This is a genomic window from Pseudomonas sp. ANT_H12B, assembly GCF_008369325.1.
Classification (GTDB): domain Bacteria; phylum Pseudomonadota; class Gammaproteobacteria; order Pseudomonadales; family Pseudomonadaceae; genus Aquipseudomonas.
In genome coordinates, this window is record NZ_VOBI01000017.1 from 83,501 (window position 1) to 100,581 (window position 17,081).

The following is a 17,081-nucleotide window of genomic DNA, read 5'->3' on the forward strand; positions in this document are numbered from 1 at the left end:
CTCAAATGAAGCAACTACTGCGAACCATTACGGCAGTATTCGTATTTGCCGGCATCCTTGCGGGCTGCTTTACAGTGTTGCTGCTGGTGATTCTGATAGTGCGATTTCCGCCACTCATTCTGGTCGTGGTTGTGGCGTGTTGGATTTACTGCAAAGTACGCATTACGGCTCATCCATGAGCAGCAAAAAAAGGGTAGCCGAAGCTACCCTTTTTGCGTGGCTGACCTATGTATGCAGAGCTACATCCAGCTCGTTAGATAGCTCATAGCGAGTCAAAAGCTCAGTGTCTGCTTGGCGCGTGTATTTTGCGGCAAGACCCGCCAACGTAGAGTTTCCGACCACGTCCGTATGTGGCACTAATAAATAAGACCACGGCTTACCGCCAGTTTTCTTCGCATGGAACTCAGTGGCGATATGTGCCCAAAGCGCTGCGGTTTCTGCTTTGCGCAATACCACCGCATCGTTAATTTCATCCGCGCGCTTGGTTTCAATGATTAAAATGCGGTCTTGCATTTCAACCACAAAATCCGGCTGGTAAGGCAAGCCATCTGAGTCATACAGCTTGAATTGGTTGGGGCCGGGTTTCATCCACAGCTTAACGCCGTTTTCTTTTTCTAAAATTTCGCTCAGTTTACGTTCCGTATCTGAATCAAACTTAGCCAGTGGATAGCAGGACTTACTGAAACCGCTAAAAATATAACGTTTGATCTCGTTCAGCTTTGGCGGTGCTTGGCGGAAATCCAATGAATATTGGCTGCCCGCATTCTCGAAAGTTTGTGGACGCAAATCTTGGAAGGCGGCACTCACGGTAACGCGGTAATTGGTTTTCCCGCGCCACATATTTTTCTTCATATCCGAAAAAATGGCATCGGCCATTTGCCGAGAGTGGCCTTGCAGCACACTACGCAACTCTTCGAGCTTATTGTATTTGGCCTGATAGTGAGCAACCACTTGGCCAGCCAGCTGGTAAAGCACCTCGGCGTGCGAGTCGTAATCAATTTCTGGGAAGTCCATGAGTTTGGCAACGATATAGTTTTCTAGGCACTCTTGCTGCTCATCATGGGCATCACCGGTAATGGACTGCGTTTTCTCTGTGCGTAAGACCTGAATCAATAACTCGTTCGAGAGCGGTTGATGGTTCCAGTGTTTAAGATCCAGCGCGAACGGTTTGAAACCAAAAGACACATTTTGGGTCGGTGTGATGGTCAATGCCGGAATGGCAATAATTCGCTCAACGAACTGACTGCAAATCGACTTCACGATTGCTTCAATTTTCAGCGTTTCAACCGGGAAGATCTCAGCTTGCGGTGTTTGCTCCGATTGAATGGCCTGAACAATCGCGGCTTGCACTTCCGGTTTATTGATATCCGCAAGGCTTCCTACTTGTTTAGCGGTCTGCTGAACCACAATCTGAAGGGCCTTCTCGGCCACTTCCACTTCTTGCGCTGTTTGCAAAATAAAAGGCGCTGACGTCTCTGCCACACCGACAGGGTTTGAGGATGCAGGAATTTGGTAGGCAGTGCTTTTTTCACCACCTTCTGCTTTCGGCAGCATGGATTGCACCAAGTGCTGCACCACATTCAGCGTAGTGACGACCTCAGGTTTCGTTGAGGTAACGTCACCGTCCTCACCAATAAACACTTGCTTGAGTTTCTTGGTAACGCCGTTTGCAGTTTTGGCCAACTCAATCAGTTCATTGAAGCGGTTGTGGGCAATCACGGTGAGCTGATCGACTTCAGCCACCCCCGTGCGTTTGCCATAAGGTAAGCGCAGACCACGCCCCAAGGTTTGCTCGGTCAGAATATCGGAAGCTGAGGCACGCAATGGAACAATGGTAAACAGGTTAGTAACGTCCCAGCCTTCTTTGAGTTTGTTAACGTGAATAACGATGTCCGTATCGCCGCTTTTTTCGATGTTAAGCAGGCGCTGAGCATTCTCGTCGGTCTCTTCACCCGAGGTCTTCGAGTGAATTTCAATCACCCGACCCCGATAGCGACCAGCAAAAAACTCATCTGACTCGACGAGCTGCCTCACCTCAGAGGCGTGGGCCGTGTCTTTAGTAACCACCAACATAAAAGGCCGTACGATCGGCTTGTCGTGGTTTTTAGCATAGATTTCAAGGGCAACCTTGACATGCTCATGGTAGTTAATACCGTCCTCGAGCATGATGCGCTCTAGCGTTTCTGCATCCACCGATTTGGGATCAAAATTCGCCCTGGTGCCGATAGCGGGCTCTTTGACGTAGCCATCTTCCATCGCATCCGGCAACTCGTAGCGGTACACCACATTCTTAAACGACTGAGGTTTGCTACCCGTGGTTTTCGGCGTCGCCGTCACCTCAAGGCCCATAATCGGCTGCAACTCGGCAATGGCCTTGAATCCGGCAGTACCGCGATAACGGTGCGCTTCATCCATCAGCAGTACTAAATCATCCAACTCAGACAAGTACGAGAAATAGCTATCGCCAATGTACTCTTGCAGTCGCTTAATCCGAGGGACATTACTTTTCTGCTTAGATTTTGGATTAACAGCACTCGTAGTCGAGTCAATTTTGGAAATGTTAAAAATATTAACTATCACGCTTTCACGGCCGAAAAGGTCGTTACCGCGGACGCCACGGCCTTCTTCGTAGTTTTCGGCGTTAACAATCAACGGTGGGTTATGGGCAAAGGCTTCAATGCCTTTAAACACATATTTAGGGCTGCGCGGATCAAAATCGAAAAGCAATTTCTCATAGATCGTTAGGTTCGGCGCCAGAACAAAAAAGTTGCGACTCTTGCCGATCATGTACAAATAGCTGATGAAGGCGCCCATTAAGCGAGTCTTGCCGACACCAGTGGCAACCGAGAAACACACCGATGGGAAATTGCGTTCAAAATCTGCAAAATCTGCATCAGTCACTTCACCGAATGTCTGGCGTACTTGCTCCCGAGCGGCGTCTAGATCGGTGTCCTTTTTCGGGTCAATCAGCCCTACGATGGTATCGAGACGCCGCAGCGCCTCTGCCTGAGGCTTGCGTAACGAAAGACGCTGACTAATTTGGGCAACTACACGATCCTTGTTTAGTTCAGTCATCTTAGTTTTCCTCAGTACCGTCAAACAGGCTGGTCTGTGTCTGTGCTACCGCTGATTTATTTTTTTTAGGTTTAGCTGCTGGGACTTCCGCTACTTCAGGCTCTTCGTCCTGCAGCGGCAAAGCGGCAATATTCAGGGAGTAATCGTCTTTGCCCCATTCGCAACGATCGAGCACCACGCGGGGGATTTTTTTGATGGTGAGGTTTGTCAGGCTATCGCCCGCCCCCTCATAAGCCATGCAACAAACCAACAAGCTGCGCTCTTCACCCACCTCATCAGACAGGGTCTTGAGCTGATCGAATGTCAAACTGTTGGTGGTCACGTAGATAAAGGCATTTTCAGTGGCCTTACCGTGCATCCAATAGTGTTCGGCGGATGGCGCGTAAGTGTAATTGAAATGCTTACATATAGCCTCAGCCAGCATTTCAGGCTGGTAATCTTTGTTGATCACCAGATTGCCCCACTTATCTTTTTGCAACAACGAAGGTGCGAGCTTAAAGAAGCGATAGCCACCACCGCCTTTCCAGTTTACCGCCTCAGTGGCGCCACCTTTATCGGCGCCGTCGATAACCTTCTTCATACGCGGCACGATATGTGTTTTGGCATGATCACCTAGCTCGACAACAATCCAGCGGCGTTTCATTTTATGGGCGACAGCGACGGTTGTGCCAGAACCACCAAATGAGTCAAGAACCAAATCACCAGTCCCTGTTGCTAGTTCTATACACCGTTTAATCAAAGCTTCTGGCTTTTTACCTTTAGGAAACTCCAGACCACCTTCGTTGTGTAGATTATTCGATAAAATATCATCCCAAATTGAAGTTAATGGCTCACCAGACACCCATGCGCCATCAATGAATTTGAGTTTATCTTTATAGAAAAGTATTCTTTCACCAGACTTAAAATACATGTCGGACAATCCACCGTCACGTACCAGCCTGTGGACTTGCGACTGATCGGCCTTAGACAAATCGATCATTCGACGCGCTTCTTCACTTACAGCATTGTAATCGGGCCTAGCAGGACGAGTTACACAGTCCGCACTCTCATGGACAAACTCAGTAATCTTCTCCTCGAAATCTTGCCCCAAAGCCTTTTTAAGCCCCTTTTCCGGCAGACCAAGGTGTTCGGCGAACGCTTTCATCAGAGGAATAAATTTCCACCCCTGATATGATTCATGTTTATTTACGATGAACTGATTGTATCTAACATCTCGACCGCTAGAGCGTTCTACAAATATTCTATTTGGCTTCCAAAACCTCTTGTCTCTTGCGTAAACAAGAATAAAATTCGACGTACTTACAACACCTGGATTAATCGACTTATGCCCAGTAGCAGAGCCCTGCTTGAAAGTTACAATCGACACCCTATTGGCCCTTCCGAAAATCTCATCAGAAATCACCGTTAAATATGCAAGCTCGTTATCATCTATATGGATAAATATAGTCCCATCCTGAGACAAAAGATCCCTAAGAATAGTTAGCCTCTCTCTCATTAACGAGAGCCACAACGAATGTTCGATACCATCATCGTAATTCGGGAATGCTTGCTGAGTATTGAACGGAGGATCAATATAAATACATTTAACCTTGCCGCGTACATTTGAGTCAGTCTCCAGCGCCTTTAGCGCCAGCAGATTATCCCCATGTATCAGCATATTGTCGAAATGATCTCCCTCACGCCGTATTTCGGCGTGATAGGAAAACTCAGGCTCTTCAATCAGGATGCGCGGCTCGAGGCGTGGACGCTCGTCTTTGCCAATCCAGGTCAGTTCAAGTTTGGTTTTACCGGCCATTAAATTAGGCTCCATCGAATCGTAAACAGGTGGTCCACCTGTGGCGTCAAGTTAAGTTGTTCGGCAATGGCGTCGAGCATGGCGTCGCGTTCATTATCGATCTCACGCAGGCGGGTGTAGAGTTGATGTTGCAGCTCATCCACCTGGCGCTTTAAGGCTTTTGCCTCGTGCTGCAGCTCCAGCTTGGCGGCCAAATTAGCGGTTGCACGGGCGAGCTTGTTCTTTTCATTGGCCTGCTTAGTCAGCTCTTTGATTTGCTGGTCGTAGGCCACACGGGCGTCATTACGCCACGCATCAAGGCGGTCCTCTTCTTCGTTGAGAAACTCGCCCAAACGCTCTTGCGCATGCCCGACAAGAACCGTTTGCCTCGCCTCAGTAACGCCCGCCAATTCAGTCTCAGGAGACTGCCCCATAGGTGCGCCAAGCTCTCGGGCAGGAATGTGCAGCAAGCGTTCGGAGGTACTCGGGTCAAGCATGCTGCCGTCATCGGTGAAGGCTGCACAGATCAGCTCATCCCAAATACGAGCGGGGGTTTGCAGCGACAGACGCGAGAGTCGCATCCAACCTGATTGGCCACGCAAGCTGGCCACATCCCCCAGGTTGCCAGCATAGGCGCTGTAGTCAAATTCAAGTGCGGCCATGGGAGTTGATCGCGCTTTGGCCTGCGTCACCAGTTGGTCAGCTAAACCTCCGTCGCCCAAGCGGAAGAAGCGCCAGCCGTTATCCTCTGCCTCAGGCCATTCGGTAGACCAGGTGTTGCCTTGATAATCAAAACGTTCGGCATGGTCTCGATGGAAATGAGCCTCGGGCAGTTCAGCGCGAGCAAGGGTCACCAGAGCCCTACGAAAGTCGCCAAGGGCGGCATGAACGCCCTCCTTGCGGCTCATCAGGCGCTCAATCACCTTTTCGTCCATCTCGGCCAAGATTTTGTTTCGTGCATCCTGTTTGGCCGCATCAATCTCGACACTGAACTCTTCTTGCAGGCGATCGAAGGCCTCATTGATTTCATCATTCGAGCGGCAGGTCTGGACGATCTCCAAAATGCGCCGTTCGATATCTACACCAGACTCAATGGCACCCAACACTTCATCAGATGAGCCAAATACGCCCTCGAAGAGCTTGAACTTCTGCTCTAAGAGCTGGTGAATGCGTTCCTCCGCCTGGTTCTTGCGATTGAGAAAGTTGATGACAGTGACGTCGATCTTTTGCCCATAGCGGTGGCAACGGCCAATACGCTGTTCAATCCGCTGGGGATTCCAGGGCAGGTCATAGTTGATTAGCAGCGAGCAGAACTGCAGGTTGATACCCTCGGCACCGGATTCCGTGGAAATGAGGATGGGGCGTTCATGTTTGAAAGCATCGACAATGGCCGCTTTCATATCGGCAGTTTTAGAGCCTGAGGCAACCTCAGTGCCTTTATTTTTCGCAAGCCATGCTTTGTATAGGGCTACGCTGTCTTTGTCGGAGTTTGAGCCGTTCAGGATCACAGTCTGGCCGGCACAGCCGTTTTGCTCCAAAAGATCACGCAAATAGGCTTGGGTGCGTACGGACTCAGTAAATACCACGGCCTTGCGCTGACCGCCTTTGGCTTCTATCTCAGCCATAACGATGGGCAAGCACTCCAAGAGCGCTCGCCCTTTGGCGTTGTCGTTAATTGAGATGGCGATATCCCGGTAATGAGTCAGCTCGGCGATCTCGGCCTGCAGTTTTCTCGGATCAACCTCATCAATATCATCATCCGTATGGTCTTCGACTGCATCCGCTTCCGTTGCGGCTATAGAACCAGCATCACGCCAATCCTCTGCATCTTCGGCAAAACCATCGAGATCATCCAGGGTATCGTCATCAACCACAAACTTGGCTTGCAGACGGTTGACCATCTTTTCTAAGGTTTTGGCAATGGCAAATGAGGATGAACCAAGGATCTTGCGCAGGGACAAGGTAACCAGGTGACGGCCATTTTTACCTAGGGCAATGGTGTCTGGGTTTTGCAGGTACGCCGACACTGACTCGTACAGATCCAGCTCAAGTTTGCTGGGGGTAAAATCAAAGGTTTTCGGCAAGCGGTTGGTGTAGTTGATCAATCCAGCCTTTTGGACTTGACGACGCAAGGTGCGTTTGCAGATGGGCTCCAAACGATGCTGCAGTAAGGTCATAGCAGCAAGATTACCCTTGCCGCCGAACTCGGCCTTAAAGGCCTGTTCCGAACCAAAGTAAGCCTCATCAATGATCGTAACGAGGCCATAGAGCTCCATCAGGTTGTTCTGCAACGGCGTTGCCGTAAGCAAAAGTTTCTGACAACCCAGTAAGGCATCGCGCAGGACCGCTGCTCGGGAATTGTTAGCAGCCTTGAAGACGTTACGCAGCTTGTGCGCCTCATCAAACACGACCAGATCCCAAGCAACCTTTTGCAGCTGATGGGAGATACGAGCAGCATATTCGTAAGAAACGATGATGATGCCTTCCTTACGCCCGATGGGATTGGGTTGCCCGCTGGCCGCCAAGTCTTTAAGGCGCTTGGCATCAAGAATGACCGAGGGCAATGAGAACTTTTCACGGAGCTCCGTGGCCCATTGCTTGCGAAGAGAGGCCGGCACAACCAACAGAAGGTTTCGGCGCTGCTCCCACCAACGCTGGCTGAGCACTAACGCCGCCTCGATGGTTTTGCCAAGCCCTACCTCATCTGCCAGTAGCACGCCTTTGGATAAGGGCGAACGCAAGGCAAACATAGCCGCATCAACCTGGTGCGGGTTCAGATCCACACGCGCCGAAGACAAGGACTGGGTCAAAGACTCGTCGGCACCGATACCTTCACGCGTTAAGAAGTGAGCAAAATACTTGGCTTGGTACGGGCTGTAGATCATTGGAAAAACATTTCCTTTTAACTTGAGGCCTTCCTGCCATGACAGGCTAAGAGAGCCTAACGACCTTACCCCTGCCATTAGAAGCAACGGAGCCAAGGGTAATTTATCACTGCTTGGGTGTATTACTTGCTCACCCTGCTCGGTAACCTGGAGCCAACAACGCCGTTTCAACCCCATAGAGCAATAGAGGGTCTTTCAGCCAAAGGCGGTATTCCGGATCACGTAGCCGATGATCAGGCGAGCAGTCGACACTCCATTTGCGCAGTACATAGCCGGCAGTGGCACCGCGCAGGCGTAAACGCAATGCCCCACTGCTCATGCCGTAGTCCATGGCCGTGATGTCTGGGTGCGGTTGATCCGGGTGAGGTACCAGCTCGACCTCCAGTATTCGGCTCCACTGGACATCCTGTTCTGGTTGTTCGTGTTCAGCGACAGAAGACTCCGTCAGCAGCTTTGGCCGCTTGATGCGGGTAATCACAAAATCCCGAAATGCACCGCGCTTGCGGTCGTAGCCGCGCACATGCCAGCGCAGCCCCGTATCAATAAGGGCAAATGGGACAATTTCTCTCTGGGTCTTGCCGCTAGACAGGGAGTAATAATCCACTCGCAGAGGGCAGCGATGGTAGATGGCGCGCGTCACCATACCCAGCGTGTCCATATCCGGCTGGATAAGCCGCCCAGACGTCACGCAGGAGATCCCCGGCGCACTGTTTGCCGGCTCACCATCCCCAAACCCCTCTGCCAACCAGGCCAGTACCCGGTCAGCAGAAAAGGTGAAGATCGGCCGAAACTCTTTGGTCGGCGTATAGATTTTGCTGCTGCGGTCATACGCCAGGTTGTTGCCTGCCAGTTCACGATAGGTAGCAAGATCGCGAGTGGCGGCAGCCGTTTGAATACCGAAACGCTCAATTAAGTCGTGCCGACCAATCTCTCCAATGAATCGCAGGCGTAACTCCAGATAGGCCAAGCGGTCGCGTTGGGCATGCGTTAGCTGCGATAGAGCTTCAGTGGTCATGATTGGACTAGTCGTAGTGAAAGCGAGAACAGCATAAATTGCGATCACAACACCCGCAATTAAAAATCATGAAAGCATCATTTACAGATCATTTTGATTCGTAATAGCCTAGAGCAATCGTCGAGCACCACACTGCTCGACCCACCACTCCAGGGAGGGATCGCAACATGTGGCTACTTACCAATTTCAGCTTCTTTTCCGTCGCGCGAAAAGAAGCGCGCGATGACCTGACCATTCGTAGTCGCACATGGAAGGCGCGAACACGATGAGTGACCTCCAAAAAAAATACGCCCTGTGGGATGAGTTTCTGTCGGCCTGGCCGGCCTCCCGGCTGGCCACCATGACGTTGGACGAATACAGCCAGGCCGGATCGAAGGAAAGCTTCACCTACTGGATCGAATCTCGGCTCGATGAGCTGGGTAGCATCTGGGGCGGTTCGTCGTTCAAATTTGGCGTGTTCTCACGTAAAGACAGTGAAAACAAAAACTCCGACGCCAAACTCTCCTATTCAGAAACACACGGCTGGTACTCATCGCTAGCTACATCGGCCGAAGCTGCCTTTGAAAAAGTCCGCAGTTTTGTGGCGCAGGTAGCGGGCTGGGCCGCCACGGGCGATCTGGAAGCCATCGAGTCTTTCGAGCATCTGGGCGAAGCCTTTAAGTGGAAGATCGCTTTTCACTACCAGAACCGGCAGACGCCCGTGATCGTAGCCATTTTCAAGCGCGCGCCACTGGCAGTATTCGTTGGCGGCACCTCCAGCCAGAGCATGGCAACGTTGCAGAAAGCGACGCTCGCTAAGCGCCCTGAAGGCGTTGGTATTCTGGAGTTCGGGCGACAAGTATGGGACGCATGGAGCCAAAAAAATCTGGCAATCTGGAAGCTCTCACACGGTCTAAGCGATTTTCCCGCCGAAGAGCGCAAGCAGTACCTTCTGGACGAACTGGGTGTAATGCACAGTGATACCGCTAAAGGTCAGGGCAAGGAGTTCCAGAAAGCGCCCATCGGAAGCCTGTTCTACTTGTGCCACGGTAATGAAAGTCTTCCTCTGGTCGGCCAGTTCATCTCTGATCCGGCCCCCTGCGCCAAAGATGAAGGCTGGCTTCAACGCCGCTACAGAATATTGAAGCGGAGCATCAAGCTCGGTGGCTACCAAGGCGGCCAGAAAGGCTGGACGCCCAACTACCGCTCGACCTTCAAACAAGTGCCTGCTCACGACCTGCCGGAGTTCGAGAGCACCTTGCTCAAGCCGTTCTTCGGCACAGATTTAGCCGAACTGGCAGCATTGGCTGGTGACCCTATCGAAGATGTTATCAGCCCCTCCGCAACTCAGTCATTGCCTCCAATCTCTCAGGTACAGCATGTGGCCAGCAACCCCACCGCAATCTGCTCCAACCGCATCTACTACGGGCCGCCTGGCACTGGAAAAACCTACACACTGATGCAGTTGCTAAAGCGCGACTATCAGGAGCAGGTAACCTCGATCAGCACAGAGGAATGGCGCAGCCAGATTATTGCTGAAAAGATTGCAACTCTGACCTGGTGGGAGGGTGCAGCTGCAGCGCTATATGACCTAGGAGGTAAAGCCAAAGTACCCGAACTAGCTGAGCATCCATTCATTCTGGCCATCGCAGATGCTAAAGGGCGCACAAGCGGCATAAAGCAAACCCTCTGGGGCACCCTTCAACACCACACCATCATTGAGTCGACAACTGTCAACACGAGGCTCCGCCTTGGATCAGCCATTTTTGAAAAGTCAGCGAACTCGGTGTGGCAGTTTGCGGGCGATTGGCAAGAGGCGTGCTCGGATCTATTTGCACTTGTCGATAAGCTCAATCAAGGGCCAGAGGCTAGCGACTCCGTTCAGCGCTTCAGCTTCATTACCTTCCACCAATCCTACGGCTATGAAGAATTTGTTGAGGGCTTGCGGCCAGTTTTGGCTGACGAAGCCAAAGAAGACGATGCCGAAGCAAGTCAGGTGGCCTACATAATCAAGGACGGAGCTTTCAAGGAGCTCTGCCGCCGGGCACGCAACACACCAGACAAGCGTTTTGCGATGGTCATTGACGAGATCAACCGAGGCAATATCAGCAAGATATTTGGTGAGCTGATCATGCTGATTGAAGCCGATAAGCGCGACCAACTTGATGGTACTCCACCTCCGGCTGAGGTCATCCTTGCATACTCCGGAAAACCATTTTCAGTTCCTGCCAACGTGGACATCATCGGCACAATGAACACAGCTGATCGCTCGCTGGCATTACTAGATACAGCTCTTCGTCGCCGGTTTGATTTTATACCACTGCTGCCCGACACCCGCGCAGAGAAAGAGCCTGGCGAACCCCACAGTGCGCCCTTGGCTGGACTTTTGGTTCCCACCGACGCCGGAGACATCGACGTGCGCTTGATGCTGGAGCGCATTAATGAACGTATTGAGGCGTTGTACGACCGAGACCACTGCATCGGCCATGCGTATTTCACTCCACTGATCGATGTAACTGACGAGGCTGCCCGATTCAATAAACTGACCGAAATATTCAAGAGCCGCATCATCCCCTTGCTGGAGGAGTACTTCTTCGAGGATTGGCGCAAGATTCGGCTAGTGCTCGGCGACAACCAGAAACCTGATGCGGCCCAATTCATTACAGAAAGCGATTCGCACGAGCAGGATCTAAGTACCCTTTTCGGCAATGATCACGGTCTTGATAGCTACGCCACCAAGCGTCGTTACCAAGCGCAGCCCTCGGCATATAACGAGCCTGCCGCCTATCTCGGCATCTACTAAGCCTCAACCTGGCAGAGGTAAGGAAATGGCGGGCATAACGATCTTCGAGTTCGACACTCTGGCTGTTTTACCATCCAGCTCGCCCAATATAGTTGGGCTTCGCAAGATTTCGGACGATGTTTTTGCCTGGCTGGAGGCCCAAGCATTACGCAGCAACGAAGCAGGTGAGGCGACCTGGCTGCGCCTTACCCAGCGGCACGGCCGAAAGGCCATTCAGGTTAAGAGTTTTGTTGGCGTAATTCGCTGCCCCAACGGCTTCCAGATTGAAGTGCTGCCCAAGTTAGGCAAAACGAATGGTGAAGAAGATGCACGGCATCTCCTAATCGAGATGCTGCGCTGCCTAGGCTCCTTCCGCCACATACAGACCAGCAGCGCCCAATTACTAGCCCGCCGCATGCCGCTGATGGAGGTATTTATCGGCGAATTCTTGCGGGCTGTGGATCACACCGTCAAGCGCGGCCTACGCAGTGATTACCTTGCACAACAAGACAACCTGTTTACCCTGCGCGGCAAGCTACACATGGCTCAGCACCTGCGCCTCAACCTATGCCGCCGCGACCGGTTCTATACCGAGTTCGACGAGTTTTCCCTCAACCGACCGGAAAACCGCCTACTGCACGCAGCCCTCAGGCGTGCGCTGACATGGACTGCCTCACAGGCAAGCCAGCAACTAGCACGAGAGCTGTGTTTCGTGTTCGCCGACATTCCTATATCAGACCAAAGCAACGCGGATTTTGCGAGGGTTCGGCCAGATCGCGGCATGGCGCATTACGATGCAGCATTGGCTTGGGCGCGCCTGATCCTTCAGGACGAGTCACCGCTCACTGGCACGGGCCAGCATCCCGCACCGTCCCTGCTGTTCCCAATGGAGGCGGTCTTTGAAGCTTTTGTCGCCAAACACCTTGGCCGTCAACTCAACCCAGGCCTCGACCTGCGCCTTCAAACACGCAGCCTAAGGCTTGTCCGGCATAAGGAGCAGGACTGGTTTCAGCTCAAGCCTGACCTCCTGGTACAGGCAGCCAAAACCAACCGCTTGGTACTCGACACCAAGTGGAAGCTGGTCGATGCAAAGAAAGCCAATAGCAAGGAAAAGTACGGACTAGATCAAAGCGATTTCTACCAGTTGCAAGCTTACGGCCAGAGCTATCTCGACGGAGATGGTGATGTGGTTCTGATCTATCCAAAAACAGAAACCTTCAGCCAGCCCCTGGCAGTATTTGACTTTCCCAAGTCACCAGGGATGCGCTTGTGGGTACTGCCTTTTTGCTTGCACACCAAGCGAATCCTCTTACCGCCTTGCGGCAGCCTCGACCAACTTTTCTCCCAAACCACCTGAGCTCAACTTCTTGTACAGGATCAACCATAGGAGCCGTATCCATGATCAGTCGCTATTTTGCAAGCTTGCTGCTTTGATTCACGTCAGCAGCAAACGCCGCTGACGCATCCAGTTGCTACAACATCGCAGAAGCGGATGCCAGAACCTATTGCCTGGCACTCGCCCACGATGCCCCGGTCGCTGCTATGCCATCCAAGATTATGCTTTGCGCAGCCGCTGCCTGGCTGAAGTGCGGCAATGAGTACCGGCGAGATACAAGCGCTGCTGATTGACCTGGACGATCTCGCTCGCGAAACAGAACGGGCAGAAAGAAAGATTTTGCGCAAAGCTCAAGACCGGTTATGTCAGCTATTAGGTACACCAAACAGCGAAAGTGAAAAGCGCCTGCTGCGGGGAGTGATCTATAGAGCAGAGGCGGAGATTGGGATGAATCGCTAGCCTAATGGACCAGCTCCCCAAGCAGCACTCGAAGCGCCCCTCGCGATTGATGCCGAGCTCTCGTAAGACTCCAAATGGACTTAGTAACAGCTCAGGCGCCTGTAACGGGCTTATCCCCCTCAGCATCGACGAAGACGACTCAGAGTGCCCCTACGCAGGCAGCGAGCCCCCTCCGGCCTCAGACGCAAGTGCTGATCATCCTTGACCAGGTGCATCATAGCCTCATCGGTATTAAGCCGAATTGCTCGATCGTCCCTCTGGATGCGACCGATACCACACTTGTCGCTATATTGACCCTTGTCGTGATTGCAGCTGTGCGAGTAGCAGGCGAGCAGACAGCCATCCTCGACACTGACGTTGGCATGAGTGTCGGCCAGCTTGTGATCAATACTTGTGGTGCGTTTGTGTAGTACGTGCTGCAACGCGACCAAATTGATCCGACTAGGGCGCACGCAAAAGCTACAGCGCAGCAGATCGTGGTAGCGAATCTGGATGAACTGCAGCCACGGTTCTATCAGTGACGGGCTAGCTGCCTAACAGCCCCATTCGCAGGCATTTACTCCGGAGCGGCTTCATCCGCAGGTGCTGAGCATCCTTGACCAAGTAAACCATCGCATAGTGGACATGGGCACGAATCGCCTGGTCGTTCTTAAAGATCATGCCAATACCCAGCCCGCGCTTTTTCTCGTCTTTGTCTTTGGCTTCGCCCTTTCCGCTGTCTTCGTCTTTGTACTTTTCCTTGTCGTGGTTGCAGCTGTGGTAGTAGCCCTGCCCTCGAGTAATACGCTCCCACAACTCACCAATCTGCTGAGCCTTGTAGATGTCCCCGCGTACCTGGTTCCCATTGAAGAAGAAAGCGGCATGAAGGTGGTAGCCACAATCCTCCCCCTGCTCCACTGCGCTGATATAGCCAATGAGGTGGTCATATATCGGGTTACGCTCACGCTCAGCTAGCAACCGGTCGAGATCGTCGAATACGTGCTCGACCCGCTGTCTAACTTGGACCTGTTGGTGGTAATACAGATTGACCCGAATGATCAGGGTCCGCGAGTAGCGATCCAGCATCGCGTCGGAGTAATCACAGACACGGTCCGCTTGCTGCCTGGCCAAATCGCGACGATCTCTCTTCTCTCGGCGATACCATAGCTCACCTGTTAGCTGACGGATGCGCTCGACGAGTACGTTCATGCTGCGATGATGGTCCAGGTAGGCTGTAGCGCTCTCGTTCAAGCACACAGGCCCGGTAGGACTCCGCTCCAGCCCAATGTCCTGACAGGCGTCCCAGAACGCCTGCAGGTGCGCACTGTATTGGTATGCGCAGCGATCATCGAACAGGTCCATCATTTGCCGGATGTGCTTGAAGTACCTGGAAAGCCAGGTCGATTCAATCTGCTGGCTCCTTGAGCGTGCGCCTGGCAGCCGGAATGCTGGAGTGTCGTGCCGCTCGATGGACTTGACGAGCCTCTCAATCTGGATGGCGATATCGGATTGGGGGAGACTGGTATAGAGGTTGCTATGGCTCATGGTTGAGTACCTGGTTGGTTATTCACATACCAGATACCGACTGTGCAATTTATAACCGGTGACCTACTCCCTTGATAACCAGCGATGACTGGACCATAGGGAGATTATTCATAGGTCGGCGATGAGTGCTTCATGACGAGTAGATTGGTAGTGAATGTCTACCTAGGAGCTATATAAATAGATGCAGCTCCGACTCAAGTGAACGCTCCCGACCTGACAGAGCAATGAAGATCAACATTACCAAACCAGCCGGGGAATTTGTCAATCCATCGTCTGTGGGAGTTAGCTGAGAGCTGATGACCACCAGTCGGCATAAACACCATGACCAACAACAAGCTGGTCATGGTGTTTATGCTGGATGGAAAGACTTACTCACCATGGTTTGCTGGGTCACGCGCTCGCGGCCAGATCACGCTCCTCGATCCTGGCCAGGATCCAATCTTGGACCTCGCTTTCGACAAATCCAATTGTTCTATCACCTAACGAGACCGGGGCGACGAACCGGCCTTCCCCGATGTACTTGTAGATGGTTGACCGTGCCAGACCGGTCGAATCGATGACTTCTTTCAGGCGGATGATTCTCATGAGCGGGCTCCTCTGTATGGCTCAGAGGATCTGCAGGTGCGGTAAAAAATGACTTAGCTTTTCAGGATCCGTCTCGCTGGGGGTGTCAACAACCCGCAACCGAAGCGATACTCCAGCGGCATTTCCGACTCTTCCCCCCAGCTCTCGAGGGCCAACTCACCACGGTGAGCCTCTCTCAGAATTGCGCATGTGGAACTCTCCACCGGCCGTGGCTGCAGGAGCAGCACCATGATTTCGTCACCTTCGCCCTCCAACACTGGCAAAATGCAGAGCCCAACCGAGTCAAACCCAATCCAATTCGCCGCACCAAATCTCGCTCTGTAGGTCTGAGCAATCCCCACTACCAGCTTGCAGAAATGGCGGAGGATTTCCCCCCATGCCCGATCAGGCTGGACCTCTCCTGCCCCAAAGCCGAGCGGAGGCTGCAGGTCTGCCTCAATCCGATCGCGTAGCCAGTCATAATCTCCAGAACCATCACGGGCCAGATCAAACCAGTGGCGCGAGAGCAATTCGGACGCGCATCGATAGAGCATGAGCCGCAAGACATTGAAAACAGGTCGCCGCTCACGAGCTAGAAAGTGAAGAACCTCCTTGGGCGTCTTTGCGCGATTCAGCGCTGGAGGACGGCGAAACCCCTGAACATCCCGCAATAACACGTCGAAAGCATCATTCCGAACTTTGGACTGCGGCAGCCAGTGCACCAGAACCGCCCCCTCTCCACTCAAGCCATAGCCTGGATGATTTAGGTTGAGGAAATACGTGCTGTTGACTTTCTTGGTACGAAAAACCGAACTCGTCACCCCTGGCACGTAGCTGCGGATCAAGCCAACTCCCCTGAGACGCCGCAGTCGATGACTCAAACTCTCGGAGTCGAGCCCTGTCAGTCGCCTCAGGTCCAGGTTGCTGAGGCCCGTCACAACACCAAATTGATCGGCATTCGCGAGCAACGCCCCCAGCAGCAATCGATTACAGATGCTCAATCTACTACGAGCCCCCGGAGGCGCAGGCTTTCCAAGCCTGGTAACTATCGCCCTCTCCTTCTGGGACTTCGGCTGCGGCCCCAATATTTCTGCCGGGATATCAGCTCCAGAAAAAAGCCGCTTCAGATGGTCCGGGTGAGAGGCATGTGGAGATGGTTGGCCCTCAAGAGTCGCAAGCGACTGCGGAGCAATTTGATAGCTGACCTTTGGCCGACCTTTCCCGGCAAGGGCCGACTCCAAACGTTCCACCACACCAACCGCCACGAGTTCCCCCAAGGCAGCACTGACTACTCCTTCCACCATGTGGAGCTGTTTCGCAAGCGGTTTGCATCGGAAGCACTCGCCGTCACTCCCACCACACGAGCCGCCCCTTGCGATGGCCTCCAATATAAATCGCGCCTCTGGTCCGCAATCAGTCAGCTTCTGTAGGAAGGGCTCGATGCACAGGGACATTCTTAAATAATCCAGATTTAAAATACAGATTATACACCCTGTACAAATTCAAATAACGTTACCGCATAACGCAACGAATAACAGATTACAAACGATGGCGAAGGGAGAGACTAAGCCCTAGAATTGATCAATGAAAATTAGCGGGAGGACGGGCAATGACCGGGAACGCAGGTAGGCCGCGATGGCTGAGAAAGGCGGGAGATGAGTGGGAGTGGGCCTATCGCTACATGCAGC

At 52.6% G+C, this 17,081-nt stretch carries 11 protein-coding genes and 1 pseudogene; 5 read left to right on the forward strand and 7 right to left on the reverse strand.

What is annotated here, in order from left to right; genetic code table 11:
• Nucleotides 1-5: 5 nt before the first annotated feature.
• Entirely contained in the window at nucleotides 6-179 is a 174-nt protein-coding gene (locus FQ185_RS30245) for a hypothetical protein (protein WP_178113585.1), read from the forward strand.
• Nucleotides 180-225: 46 nt separating this feature from the next.
• Here FQ185_RS30245 and FQ185_RS23115 read toward each other — a convergent pair whose 3' ends face one another.
• From FQ185_RS23115 to FQ185_RS23130, 4 genes are all read right to left on the reverse strand, one after another.
• The gene (locus FQ185_RS23115) at nucleotides 226-3,075 is read right to left on the reverse strand and encodes a DEAD/DEAH box helicase family protein (RefSeq protein ID WP_149419452.1); all 2,850 of its coding nucleotides are present in this window, start codon (nucleotides 3,073-3,075) and stop codon (nucleotides 226-228) included.
• A gap of 1 nt (nucleotide 3,076) precedes the next feature.
• Nucleotides 3,077-4,870 carry a site-specific DNA-methyltransferase gene (locus FQ185_RS23120; protein WP_149419453.1) on the reverse strand — a complete coding sequence of 598 codons (1,794 nt, stop codon included), beginning with the start codon at nucleotides 4,868-4,870 and terminating at the stop codon, nucleotides 3,077-3,079.
• Complete coding sequence (locus tag FQ185_RS23125; protein WP_149419454.1) at nucleotides 4,870-7,734, reverse strand: SNF2-related protein; 2,865 nt, start codon at nucleotides 7,732-7,734, stop codon at nucleotides 4,870-4,872. The genes FQ185_RS23120 and FQ185_RS23125 overlap by 1 nt, the downstream gene beginning before the upstream one ends.
• A gap of 130 nt (nucleotides 7,735-7,864) precedes the next feature.
• Nucleotides 7,865-8,749 carry a YafY family protein gene (locus FQ185_RS23130; RefSeq protein ID WP_149419455.1) on the reverse strand — a complete coding sequence of 295 codons (885 nt, stop codon included), beginning with the start codon at nucleotides 8,747-8,749 and terminating at the stop codon, nucleotides 7,865-7,867.
• Nucleotides 8,750-9,014: 265 nt separating this feature from the next.
• Here FQ185_RS23130 and FQ185_RS23135 point away from each other — a divergent pair, with 265 nt between their 5' ends.
• The 4 genes and pseudogenes from FQ185_RS23135 to FQ185_RS30885 all read left to right on the forward strand — a co-directional run.
• A complete protein-coding gene (locus FQ185_RS23135; RefSeq protein ID WP_149419456.1) occupies nucleotides 9,015-11,531 on the forward strand; it encodes an McrB family protein in 2,517 nt (838 codons plus the stop codon).
• A gap of 25 nt (nucleotides 11,532-11,556) precedes the next feature.
• Nucleotides 11,557-12,867 carry an McrC family protein gene (locus tag FQ185_RS23140; protein ID WP_149419457.1) on the forward strand — a complete coding sequence of 437 codons (1,311 nt, stop codon included), beginning with the start codon at nucleotides 11,557-11,559 and terminating at the stop codon, nucleotides 12,865-12,867.
• Nucleotides 12,868-13,104: 237 nt separating this feature from the next.
• Nucleotides 13,105-13,305, forward strand: a complete 201-nt coding sequence (locus tag FQ185_RS23145) for a hypothetical protein (protein ID WP_149419458.1) — start codon at nucleotides 13,105-13,107, stop codon at nucleotides 13,303-13,305.
• Nucleotides 13,306-13,628: 323 nt separating this feature from the next.
• A pseudogene (locus FQ185_RS30885) lies at nucleotides 13,629-13,826 on the forward strand (WYL domain-containing protein); the annotation flags it as partial.
• A gap of 4 nt (nucleotides 13,827-13,830) precedes the next feature.
• Here the strand turns inward: FQ185_RS30885 and FQ185_RS23160 are convergent.
• From FQ185_RS23160 to FQ185_RS23170, 3 genes are all read right to left on the reverse strand, one after another.
• Nucleotides 13,831-14,829: an inovirus-type Gp2 protein gene (locus tag FQ185_RS23160; RefSeq protein WP_149419459.1), complete on the reverse strand. Its 999-nt coding sequence runs from the start codon at nucleotides 14,827-14,829 to the stop codon at nucleotides 13,831-13,833.
• 390 nt (nucleotides 14,830-15,219) lie between these two features.
• On the reverse strand, nucleotides 15,220-15,414 hold the full coding sequence (locus tag FQ185_RS23165) for an AlpA family transcriptional regulator (RefSeq protein WP_095081711.1): 195 nt from the start codon (nucleotides 15,412-15,414) through the stop codon (nucleotides 15,220-15,222).
• Between the two features lie 53 nt (nucleotides 15,415-15,467).
• Nucleotides 15,468-16,847 carry a hypothetical protein gene (locus FQ185_RS23170; RefSeq protein ID WP_149419460.1) on the reverse strand — a complete coding sequence of 460 codons (1,380 nt, stop codon included), beginning with the start codon at nucleotides 16,845-16,847 and terminating at the stop codon, nucleotides 15,468-15,470.
• Nucleotides 16,848-17,081 lie beyond the last annotated feature (234 nt).